Annotated in this window: 8 protein-coding genes; 4 read left to right on the top strand and 4 right to left on the bottom strand. The window is 54.7% G+C overall.

Annotated features, from left to right (window positions below; translation table 11 throughout):
• Nucleotides 1-12: 12 nt before the first annotated feature.
• A complete protein-coding gene (locus TH5_RS20065; RefSeq protein WP_114123356.1) occupies nt 13-321 on the bottom strand; it encodes a Dabb family protein in 309 nt (102 codons plus the stop codon).
• A 264-nt stretch (nt 322-585) separates the two neighbouring features.
• Between TH5_RS20065 and TH5_RS20070 the strand changes: the two genes are divergently transcribed.
• A complete protein-coding gene (locus tag TH5_RS20070; protein ID WP_114123357.1) occupies nt 586-2,076 on the top strand; it encodes a methyl-accepting chemotaxis protein in 1,491 nt (496 codons plus the stop codon).
• A gap of 83 nt (nt 2,077-2,159) precedes the next feature.
• Here TH5_RS20070 and TH5_RS20075 read toward each other — a convergent pair whose 3' ends face one another.
• A complete protein-coding gene (locus tag TH5_RS20075; RefSeq protein WP_114123358.1) occupies nt 2,160-3,479 on the bottom strand; it encodes an aspartate aminotransferase family protein in 1,320 nt (439 codons plus the stop codon).
• Between the two features lie 123 nt (nt 3,480-3,602).
• Here TH5_RS20075 and TH5_RS20080 point away from each other — a divergent pair, with 123 nt between their 5' ends.
• Both TH5_RS20080 and TH5_RS20085 read left to right on the top strand, forming a co-directional pair.
• On the top strand, nt 3,603-4,463 hold the full coding sequence (locus TH5_RS20080) for a LysR family transcriptional regulator (protein ID WP_114123359.1): 861 nt from the start codon (nt 3,603-3,605) through the stop codon (nt 4,461-4,463).
• Between the two features lie 126 nt (nt 4,464-4,589).
• Nucleotides 4,590-5,603, top strand: coding sequence for a hypothetical protein (locus TH5_RS20085; protein ID WP_114123360.1), 1,014 nt, complete (start codon nt 4,590-4,592; stop codon nt 5,601-5,603).
• Between the two features lie 29 nt (nt 5,604-5,632).
• Here TH5_RS20085 and TH5_RS20090 read toward each other — a convergent pair whose 3' ends face one another.
• Nucleotides 5,633-8,722: an FAD-binding and (Fe-S)-binding domain-containing protein gene (locus TH5_RS20090; protein WP_114123361.1), complete on the bottom strand. Its 3,090-nt coding sequence runs from the start codon at nt 8,720-8,722 to the stop codon at nt 5,633-5,635.
• A gap of 717 nt (nt 8,723-9,439) precedes the next feature.
• Nucleotides 9,440-11,080: a pentapeptide repeat-containing protein gene (locus TH5_RS20095; protein ID WP_147250136.1), complete on the bottom strand. Its 1,641-nt coding sequence runs from the start codon at nt 11,078-11,080 to the stop codon at nt 9,440-9,442.
• 201 nt (nt 11,081-11,281) lie between these two features.
• Here TH5_RS20095 and TH5_RS20100 point away from each other — a divergent pair.
• Nucleotides 11,282-11,935: LysR family transcriptional regulator (locus tag TH5_RS20100; RefSeq protein WP_147250137.1), on the top strand; the 654-nt coding region annotated here is incomplete at its 3' end.

The raw sequence follows: 11,935 nt of genomic DNA on the forward strand, positions 1-11,935 counted from the left end.
GAGGCCCGCCCCTCACATCTCCAGATCAAACACGATCAGTCCTGAAATTTCGCCATCGGCGGCTTTGACAAGTTCAGCGCCCAGCGCCTGATGTGCCGGATGCTCAAGATAGGCATCACGTGCCGCTTCATTGTCGAAATCGATGCAGAAGCCGTGCTTGAAACCCTGTTCCAGTTGTTCCGGACTGACCGATATACCGCCATCAAAACCCCGCATCCCCGCGATCTGGTCGCCAAGGTCAGACAGGGCGTCAAACAGACTGTTAATCACGGCCTCGTCAATGCCGGGTTTGAATTTGATCAGGACGATATGACGGATCATGGCTGGGGCCTTTCCGGAGCCGGGGGGGAAGCGCGATTGAACCGGGATATCACAACCGGTGTCAATAGCGGCGATAAACCAGCGGTCCGTCCGTTTGGTGTGTTGTAACCAAGGGTTGCGTCGAGAGGCTTGTGAAATAGCACACATATCACGATTTTGCCTCTTGAATTGAAGAAATGACTTCATACTTTAGGATAGGAAAAGTTGTATAGGGTAACGATTCCTGGCCGGTGATCCATTCAGACGTATAAGGGGCAGATTGACATGGCATTCAATATTTTCGGGAACGGCGGTGCGTCACAGCAAGGACAACAGATTTACGAAGCCCTCGGTAGATCAATGGCCGTGATCGAGTTTTCGCTGGACGGTAAAATCCTGACAGCCAATGCCAATTTTCTTGCTACAATGGGTTATGAGCTTGGCGATATTGTTGGCAAACACCACGCGGTTTTCGTGACCCGCGATTACGCACAAAGTGCCGAATATCGTGATTTCTGGAAAAAATTGTCAAAGGGCGAATTCGCGGCTGGCGTTTTCCAGCGCGTGCGCAAGGACGGCGAAACGGTCTGGCTTGAAGCCACCTATAACCCGATCCTGAATGCGGCCGGAAAGCCGGTAAAGGTGATCAAGTTTGCCTCTGATATTACCGCGCGCCGCAAGGAGCGCGCGCTCAATGAAGGCATTCTGACCGCGATTGACCGGTCCCAGGCGATGATCGAATTTGATCTGACAGGCAAAATCCTTAAGGCCAACGGGAATTTCCTTAAAACCATGGGCTATTCCGAAGGCGAGGTTGTCGGCAAGCATCACAGCATGTTTGTCGAGCCGGCTTACTCGAAATCTGCCGAATACAAGGATTTCTGGGCCAGTCTGCGCAAGGGCGATGTGCAGGCCGCACAGTTCAAGCGGTTGGCAAAGGGGGGCAAAGAGGTCTGGCTTGAGGCGACCTATAACCCGATTTTTGATCAGAATGGCAAACCCGAACGGGTGATCAAGCTCGCCACCGACATTACCGAGCAGGTGGAGCTTCTGGTCGATCTTAAAAAAATGATCGATACCAATTTCACCGAAATTGACAGTAACATCGTAAGCCTTGACGAGGCCGCCATGAGCGGAACATCCGCCGCGGCGCAAAGTTCGAACTCGGTGCAGACCGTTGCCGCCAGTGCAGAGGAACTTTCCGCCTCAATCGCCGAAATTTCGCGCAGCATGGCGCAAAGCCGCGATGAAACCGAACGGGCCTTTTCCCAGACCGTCAGCGCCAACCAGTCGACCCAGAAAATGGCCGATGTGGTCGCAGCAATGACCGGCATTGTCGAAGTCATTCAGGGCATTGCCGGGCAGATCAACCTTCTGGCGCTCAACGCCACCATTGAGTCCGCTCGTGCGGGCGAGGCTGGCAAAGGCTTTGCTGTGGTTGCGAACGAGGTCAAGAACCTTGCCAATCAGGCGGCCAAGGCCACCGATCAGATTTCGGCAGAAATCAGCGGTGTGCAGGAAATTTCAAACGAAGTCGTTAGCTCGCTTGAAACCATTCGCGGCTCCATCGAAACGGCACGCGACAGTGTCACCAGCATATCGGCATCGGTCGAAGAACAAAGTGCCGTGACCGAAAGCGTGTCGCAAAATATGCAGACAATGGCCGTTTCGGTCGATGAGCTTGCCCGGCGGCTTGACGAAATACGTTCGATTTCCGGCGGGGTCGGGAGTTCGGTCAAGCGCACCCGCGAGGCAGCAGAAGTGCTGACGCGCTAGACCAGAAGACATCCGATACGATAAAAGCCCGGCTGGTTAAGCGATCAGCCGGGCTTTTGTTTTGGGGAACGGGGAAGGGGCGATTAGCGGCCCGACAATGCGCCTTCAATCGATTTGGCGATGATCGACAGGCCGAGGTCGAGTTCCTCGTCACTGATCGTCAGCGGCGGGGCGATGCGGAACACGCCGCCCATGCCGGGAAGCTTGACGATATTCATGCTAAGCCCGTTTTTAAACGCTTCGGCGGCAATCGCCGCACCCAGATCATGATCGGGTTCTCTGAACTGGCCATCTGCGCCTCGTTTCACGATCTCGACACCGAGCATAAGCCCACGCCCGCGCACATCGCCAATACAATCAAAGCGGTCTTTGAGTTTGGATAAGCCATTAAACAGCTTCTGACCCGATAGCCGGGCACGGTCGACCAGTTTCTCGTCGCGCACCACGTCAAGCACGGTCACACCAACCGCCGCGGGCAGGGGATCGGACACATGGGTGGTATAGAACAGGAAACCCTTTTCATGGGCGGCATCCTCGATTTCAGCCGTGGTCATGACAGCCGCCAGTGGCAGGCCCGCGCCGATGGTTTTGGACAGGGTCATGATATCGGGTGTCACGCCATCGCGTTCAAAGGCAAACATGTCGCCGGTACGGCCAACGCCCGTCTGTGCTTCGTCCAGGATCAGCAACATGCCACGTTCAACGCATTTCTGTTTAAGGGCGGCAAGATATCCCTTGGGCAAGGGCAGCATCCCGCCCGATGACAGGATCGGCTCGGCAATAAAGGCCGCAAGATTGCCGGTTGACTGGCTATCGACCAGATTGAACGCGTCATCAAGCTCCGTCTGCCAGTCCAGCGACCCGTCGGCATGTTTGAAGCGCGGGCGAAAGGCATTGGGGGCGGGAATGGCGAAGGACCCGACGGCGGCCGGGCCATATCCCTTGCGCCCGGCGCTATAGGTTGCCGATGCGGCAACGCCGGTCATTCCGTGCCAGCTTTTGGAAAAGGCGACGATTTCGTGTTTGCCGGTGACGAGCTTTGCCATCCGGATCGCGGCCTCGTTGGACTCTGCCCCGGTGGAAACCAGCAAAACCCGATCCAGTCCCGGTGCCAGTTCCGCCAGACGCTCCGCCAAAGTCACGACAGGGCGGGACAGCATGCCGCTAAACAGATGGGCGACTTTTTCGACCTGGCTTTGCACGGTTTCGACGATTTTCGGATGCCCGTGACCCAGAAGCGCGCTCATTTGACCCGATGTGAAATCCAGAATGGGGCGATCATCGGCGTCATAAACGAACGATCCCTTGGCGCGTTCGATGATGGCGGGCTCAAACGTGCCGCCATAGCGGATCAGGTGTTTTTTGGCGGCGTCCCAGAATTTCGGATCGGTGTTGCGTGACATGATGGGCTCCCTGCATGCCTGTGTCTTTGGCTGATCCTCATCGTATCTGCTGGCACGCCACCCGTAAAATTGATAGTTATGGCATTCTGGTATTGGAAAAATTGATATGGTGCTGGTGCGGCGATGCAGACTTTGCTTGATCTCAAACTGCTTGCGACCTTCGTGCGGGCCGCGCATTCCGGCACGCTTAGCGCCACGGCCATTCAGGTCGGCCGCACCCAGTCAACCGTGACAATGCAAATCCAGCGGCTTGAAGAAACACTGGGCCAAAGCCTGTTTCACCGAAGCGGCAGCGGGGTGAGCCTGACCGGGGCGGGGGAGCGGTTTCTGGGCTATGCCGAACGGATTTTACGCCTGCATGACGAGGCCGTTTCGGCCTTTTCCGACAAGGGTTTGCATGGCTCGATGGTGTTTGGCTGTCCCGAGGATTACCTGATCACGTTTTTCCCGGCCCTGCTCAAAAGCTTTGGCACCATTCACCCGGATGTCGAGATCAAGGTGGTTTCCGCGCCAAGCCCGGAATTGAACCGCCTGCTGCATGCCAGCCAGATCGATATGGCGATTACCTCGACCCCGGAAATCCATGACCGGCAAAAGATCGTGCGCACCGAACAGCTCGCCTGGGTCGGAAGCAAACCGGCGCTGGAGCTTCACGATTTCCCCGATGGCGCCATTCCGCTTGCGATGCCGGCCTCAAACGCGATGGATCACAAGGCGGCCTGTGATGCGATGGATGACGCAGGGATGCGCTATAAAATATCCTATGCCAGCAACAGCCTGACCGGCCTGATCGCGGTGGCGCGGTCCGGCCTTGCGATCAGCGTGATGATGCAAAAAGCCGTCCCGGCGGACCTTTATATCCTCAAATCCCCAATGCCCGCCTTGCCACAGCTTGGATTGCAGGTCGTGACATCAAGCACCGCGCGCAGCCCGGCCATCAGTGCGTTTGGCGATCATATCCGCAATTTATTGCCGTTTTTGTAGATCTGAATGTTTCAATAATGTGCTATATTCAGAAGATGTTGCATAACAAGGACATTTGCGAATTTCACTCTCTTTGTGATTGATAGCAAGCTAGATGCGGTAGGTATGGTGAATAAGCGGTAGTCTATGAAGACAAAACGTCAGATAGATAGGCAGCGAGAATCTGCAATCACTCTTAAAGTTGGAGGAAAAGAAGACAATTCCTCCATTAGAGAGTTCGTATCTACTTCATCTGCTCTCTATACGATAACGGAACTTGCCGTATATGCAGTCCGCTTAGCCGATGATATCGATCCGGAACGATCTAATCCGAATATTCCAAACTTAAGCCAGAAAGTTGTTCCTGCTGGTTATGGTGATGAGGTCGTCGGACGAGTGATTCTAACTGCGAAAAGCTTATTTGATGAGAAGAATGCCACGGTCGGCCGTCAAATTGGTGGATATTTCGAGGCAACTATCGAGCTAGCAAATCATATCTTAGAACTGAGAGGAATGATTGGTAGTTTAAGGCAAGAAATTTCTGCCAAAGAGCAAGGTTTCGTTGAGGAACAGCAGCAAATACATTCATACACAATTCCATCTGTCACTGATTTGAAGACTAAAATTCACAACATTTTGGTAAAGGTAGATAAATCCAAAGACGCTACTTTGAAATTATATCAAGAAGTATTTTTACCTGATCGATCATCTCGGCCAACATTGGAAGAATATGATCAGGTGTTTCGAGAAATTCCAAATATGCCAACTGAGTATATTAGTGCATGGGAGGAGAATAGAAATTTCTGGTCTTTGGTTCGTAATATAAGAAACTGCAGCGAGCACCCCAAAAAAGGATATCAAATTTTAATAAGTGATTTTCAAATGCATTCGAATGGCGAGGTGACGTCACCACTTATAGAAGTGGAGCATAGCAAAACCCCCTTCGGGTTGTTGCCTGTTGTCGAGTTTGTACAGTTTCTAGAAGACATGACTTTAGGTTACGCTGAGTTATCGCATGTTTTCATCAAGTCTGTTGAGCTACTTGATAAAAAAACATTTAATGAACGGGTTTCCGAAGTTCCAGAGCAAAATAGGCGGCATCCGTACGTTCGATTTTACCGTACCATTGAGATAGGCGGCACGGAGCGCATATTAGGGTGATGGCCTTCTTCTTTTGATTCTAGTTTTATTTATTGGATCAATTTTGCCAGATACTCCACCGGATGCTGCGGCTTCGCCCCTTCAAAGCGTGCGACCTGACAGCGGCAGGAATAGCCGGTGACGAGCATGTTATCCAGGCCCGTCTGATCGACTTTCTTTTTCCAGCTTTGGTCATAAAGGGCGCGGGATGTTTCCTGATGGCGGGTTTCGTGGCCGTAAACGCCAGCCATGCCGCAACATCCGGTTTTCTCGGTCGCGAGTTTGATGCCGAAGGCCTCGAAAATCTTTTGCCATTTGACGCCGACATCGGGGATGGATGTTTTTTCCGTGCAATGCGGGAAGAGGGTTGCCGGGGCCGTAATCCCTGCATTCCCCTTGGTTGCGGGCAGGGTGAGGCGGCCTTCCGCGATCTCGGCGGCCAGCCATTCATGGAACAGATGCACGCGGTAATCCGGGCGATCCGTACCAAGGCGCTGGGCATATTCCTGCCGATAGGTCAGCGTCACGCTGGCCTCAATCCCGATCAGCGGCACGCCAGTTTTGGCCAGTCGGCCATAGACGATATCGTTTTGCTTTGCCTGATAGTCAAAGCGTTTGAGGAAACCCTTTACATGCAAGGCCTTGCCATTCGGGCGATAGGGCGGCACGAAAACGCGGTAGCCGAGCTTCTGCAGAAGATCAATATGGGCGGTGAAGACATCGATGTCATAGTGGCTGGTGAAGCAATCCTGCAAAATCACCACCGATTTGGCACGATCTATATCAGAAAGAGCTTCAAGATCGGCCAGCCTGAATTTGCCAATGCCGCGTTTGCGAAGGGCCGAACGCACGCTTTGGCGGCTGAGTTTCGGCAAATCGGTCAGGCCGATCAGGCTTTTGAAAATCCATGGCATCGGCGGGATGGATTGCAGGGCGTTGAAAAGCAAGGGGGCCTTTGCCATCAGGGGCGCGATGCTTTCAAGCTGTGCAATCACGTAATCCTTCACCGGCCGTTTGTAGCGGGTGTGATAGGCCTCCAGAAACCGTGATTTCATTTCCGGGATATCGACCTTGACCGGGCATTGCCCCGCACAGGCCTTGCAGGACAGGCAACCGGCCATCGCATCGTAAACATCGTGCGAGAAATCCCGCGCATTGATCACGGCAAGATCCTGATTGCGCGGATCGGTGCCGACCGAAAGCTGCCGGATCCATTCACGGACCAGTCCCGCCCGGCCCTTGGGCGAATGGACACGGTCGCGTGTGACCTTGTAGGACGGGCACATCGCATCCATCAGGTCCCAGTTAAAGCAGGCCCCGTTGCCGTTACACCGGGTTGCGTTGAGGTATTCATCACGCAGCCTGTCTTCGATCTGGCGGTCAAGCTGGCCACGCATCGGGGCTTCGTCAATTGCGGTGATCGGGGTGTTTTTCGAATAGGGGGAGGCGATCTTGCCGGGGTTTAATTGTCCTTCCGGATCAAAGGCTTCCTTGATGCGCTTGAGCACATCATAAAGCTCCGGCCCGAAATAGGTTGGCGAATATTCGCCGCGGAAACCCTTGCCATGTTCGCCCCAGATCAGGCCGTTATATTTTTTGGTCAGGTCAACGACCTTGTCCGACACACGGCGCAGGCGCGCTTCATCCTGCTCGTCACACATATCAAGCAACGGGCGGACATGCAGACAGCCGACATCGACATGGCCAAACATGCCGTAATCAAGGCCTTCGGCATCGAGCAAAGTGCGGAATTCCGCGATAAAATCGGCAAGGTTTTCCGGCGGAACAGCGGTGTCTTCGACGAAGGGGGTCGCGCGGCGCTTGCCTTCAAGATTGCCAAGCAGCCCCACCGATTTCGCCCGGATTGACCAGATGGCGGCGATCTGCGTCGGATCGGTGGCCTGGACAAAGCCGATGGGGGCGTAATCGGCATTCGGATGGGCGTCAAGATGGGCACGAAGTTCGGCCTGTTTGGCGCTCACTTCCTCGGCGGTTTCGCCAACAAATTCAACGACATTGAAGCCGCGGGTCGGCACGGCGCTATCCTCTGTCCCCAGCAATTTTCCCAGCAGGTGCCAGCTTTCATCCTGCTTTGCCAGTTCCATGACCTTGTCATCGATGCTTTCAATCGCGACCGGATCAAACTGCACGAGGGTGCCGACATGGCGAAGCGCGCTATCGAAGCTGTCATAACGCACCACCGTGACCGCCTTGTGCTTTGGCAGGGGAATGACACGCAGCGTGATTTCCTTGACCATGCCAAGGCTGCCCTCGGCCCCGGCGATCAGGAAGCTTAAATTCATATCCCCTTGATCCGAAACGGCTTCCTTGAGGTTGTAGCCCGTAAGCCCGCGGTTCATTTCCGGGAAAATCGCGTTGATCTGACCCCGACGCGGCATGATTTCATCGTGGATTTTGCGATAAAGCCGACCGGTGCGGTCGTCACGCGCCATGATTTCGGCGGCATCAGAAGCACTCATCGCGTGGGTGCGGAAATCGGTGCCGTCGATCAGGACGGTGGTCATGTCATTGATATAATGGCTTGTTTTGCCATAAATCCGCGATCCCTTGCCGGAGCTATCGGACCCGATCATGCCGCCAATGGTTGCCCGGCTGGCGGTGGAGACGGCGGGCGGGAAGAAGAAACCATGCGGTTTCAGCCATGCATTAAGCTGATCAAGAACCACGCCGGGCTCGACATGGACCAACCCCTTTTCGGCATCAAAACCCAGTATGTTATTGAGATGCTTGGATGTATCAAGGGTGATGGTGGTGTTGAGAGACTGGCCGTTGGTGCCCGTCCCGCCGCCGCGGGGCGTGATTTTGACCTCGCTAAATTCCTCGCGCCCGGCAAGTTCCATCACAACGTTGATATCATTGCGGTTTTTTGGCTGCAGGACGGCGGTTGGCATTACCTGATAGACGCTGTTATCCGTCGCATTGATCAGGCGGGACGGGAAATCGGCATGGATTTCACCGGCAAATTTTCCTTCTTTTTCAAGGGTTTTGAGGAAACCAAGTGTCAGACTGTCAAGCGAGCGGTCCGGGGTCAGGACCGGCAGGCGATTGAAGCGCGAAAAGCTGCGGGGGGCGGGTGTCGGCTTGGCGGTCGGCTTGGCGATTGGGGCGGGCGCGGTCATGATGTCTCTCTGGGCTTTTTTGCGGCGCGGGCGGCGTTATTTTCCCCATTTGACAGGAGGTCGATTAAATAGACAAATTTAAAATTCCGAAGGATTATTCATTTTTAGTGAATAATCCGATTTTTCAACCCGGTCGGCAACCGCATGCCGACCGTGCCGAGGGGGCAAAAAAGGGCTCCAGCGTCGGTTTTGTTAAAGTCGTATCATATGATTATAATGAATTTTGTATAAATTATACTATCGCTTTGGTGCGCAAATGGTTCCGATCCATCAGGAAAACGGCGGTGTTCATAGCTTTGAGGCACCGCCGTTGCCGGAAATTATAAAAATCTTATCATATGATTTTTATTGATGCTGCCTGAGCCACATTTCCGCCCCTGATTCTGGCCTCGACCTGTCCCCGGCTTGGGTCCCGATTCAGGTCCCGAACCGGTCACGGCCTGACATTGCCACAAGACGAAATTGGATGCCTGTGGTGCGATGGCGACCGGGCCTGTGCCCGGAAGGGCGGGTGGGGTGAACCGGAACCGGGGCGGCGAAGCACCGACATGATCGCTTGTGTCAGCTATCGCGGCCGCTTCCTCGTTCCGCCCCTCCCGCATCGGCGGGAGTTCGTGGGGCGGGGGCTCCGGGGGCGATTTTGGTCGATGCGGCACAAAGGACTGGATTCCCGCCTGCGCGGGAATGACGGGGTGGTGGGATTGACCGTGCCGTGCGTTACAGACGGAACCGGTTGCGCAGGCCAAGGCCGATCAGGAACAGGAAGATGAAACTGAGTACGCCTTGGGTGATCATGAGGGCGTCTACGTATGAGCTAGGATCAGTCGTGTCGTATAGGGCTTTTAGGGCACCTGTACGTAATTCGCGCGATTGCGGCAGGAAGGGGAGGCTGTTGCTGGCGGATAGCAGGGCGGCTTGCGCCCAATCCGCCCAGCCATCGGTTGCGAGCTTTGGTAGCTGCTTGGCTTTGTAGGCATACATGCTTAGGGCAAAGATGACGCCAAGCCAGAAAGAAGGTCGCAATATGCTTTGGCCGTAATTGCTGAAAAAGCTAAACGCCATGTCGAGAACCGATCCAAACCACGAGGTTTCGATCCAGCGTTTTGCCCGGTTTTCATCGGCGGAAAAGCGCAGGGCGGCCTGATGGTCTTTGTTGGTTTCGGCGATTTCTTTGAGGCGGCGTAGTCTTGCGCCGTCTTGTGGGTCTTCTGCGACTTGTGAGAGTTTTATGGGCCAGCAGTGGTGTTTCCAAAGGCGACGCAGTTTGTTGAAATGCCTCAAGTTTATCCATTTCTTTCTGGCAAACTTGTATGCAAGTCGTGAAATAATGCCGGTTTCCGAAACCGCCTTTACTCGCAATTGATCGGTTCGACGACCGGGTTTTTGCCACCGACGCCGTAGCTTGACGGTTAACGCGCTGAGATCAACCTGATGAGAGTATCGGGTGGCGCGAAGGTCCGGGATGATGGACAGGGCGCCCTTGAGAGTTAGTGGGCCGTCGAAAGAGGCGCTGTGCAGGTTGAGCGATTTTAGCTTAATGGCAGAGGAGGGGAGGTCAAAAACAGCCCGCCCTTTGATTGATAGCCCTTCAGCAATAATTTCGCCTGTACCAATGGCTTTAGGGGTAAAAAGCAAGTCTTTAATCTGTGCCTGACAGAAGTTTATTTGGCCTTTACCGAGAGTGACATCAGAGAAGTACACGTCGCCGTTGCCGCAATTGGCCCTGAAGAAATTCACATCGCCGTCGCCGAAAGTGGCTCCGCTAAAATATATTTTGAAGTTGCCGAAAGTGGCAAAGGACAAGTCTATGTCGCCGTCGCCAAAAGTGGCTCTAGAGAAGTTCAGGTCGCCGTTGCCGAAATTGATGTTCGACAAACCCAAGTTGCAATTACGAAAGGAGGCTTGGGTGAAGTCTATTTCACCGTGGCCGAAATTGGCGTAACTAAAGTTTACGTTAATGTTGTCAAAACGGTATTTTGCGAAGGATAGTACCGCCAACGGATCTCGTTCGAGTGAGAAATCAATAAGAAAAAAATTGATATCCGAACCCGGATGTCGATCAATCCAACTGTTCCACGCGTTTCGCCCTTTACGCCATAGGTCTAGGGCCTCGTCGGCTACCAGCATTTCTATTTTTGGTATTGATTCTTCCGCCATATCCCTGATTTCATTCTCTGTTTCGCACAGGTGCAGTTGGGTATCAGAATGCCCTTTAAAGTAGCGTTTGGCGATATAAAACCGGTGGGGGCGGGAGAGGTTTGTGGTGGGGAGGCCTGCGTCCTGTCCGTCATTCCGGGCGAAGACCCGGAATCCATCGGGCGGCAGGTTCCGGGGCGATTTTTGCGGATGCAGCACCAAGGACTGGATTCCCGCGTGCGCGGGAATGACGGGGTGGTGGGGAGCGGTGCGGTATGCTGGGCCGGGCCGTCCTGTGGTGTTGTGCCGCGTGGTTTGGGGCGGTTTGTCGCGGCGGGGGCGGGGCCGGGTGCAGGAATATCTGCACAACGCGTAATTTACCCGTTAGTGTTGCAGTCTGGTCAATCAGTTAGCGGATGAAACATGCTGTCTTCCATCAGTTTGCGCCATATGCGGGTTTTTGTGGCGGTTGCCGATCATGGCACCTTTACCGCCGCGGCGGAGGTTCTGGGGCTGACGCCGTCGGGATTGACGGCGACGATCCGCCAGTTCGAGGATGTGGCGGGAACGCCGCTTTTTGATCGCACGACGCGACAGGTGACGTTAAGCGCGACGGGCGCACGGTTTTTGCCGACCGCCCGCCGGTTGATCAGCGAGTTTGAAGAGGCGCTTGGCGATCTTGATGCGCTGTCCAAGGGGATTGGCGGGACGATCCGCATTGCGGCTGCCCCCTCGGTCCTGACGCGCATTCTGCCCGGCGTGATCAGCCGGTTTGTCGATGAACATCCCGATGCACGGCTTCGCCTGGACGAGTTGAACGCGGGCGAGGTGCATGAGGCGGTGGCGCGCAACGAGGCGGATTTTGGCATTGCCGGGGAATGGCATGCCCTGCCCGATATTGCGTTCAGTCCGCTGTTTTCCGACCGGTTCGGGGTGCTGTGCCGCCCGACCCATGCCTTTGCCAAGCGTAGTGCTATTGCGTGGTCGGAACTGGCCGATCAGGCGTTTGTCGGGCTGGGCCCGGAATCCGGCACGCGCGCGATGATGGCGGCACAGGGAAGCTTCGCCGGTGACGCG

The sequence above is a fragment of the Thalassospira xianhensis MCCC 1A02616 genome, assembly GCF_003326475.1.
Lineage (GTDB): Bacteria > Pseudomonadota > Alphaproteobacteria > Rhodospirillales > Thalassospiraceae > Thalassospira > Thalassospira xianhensis.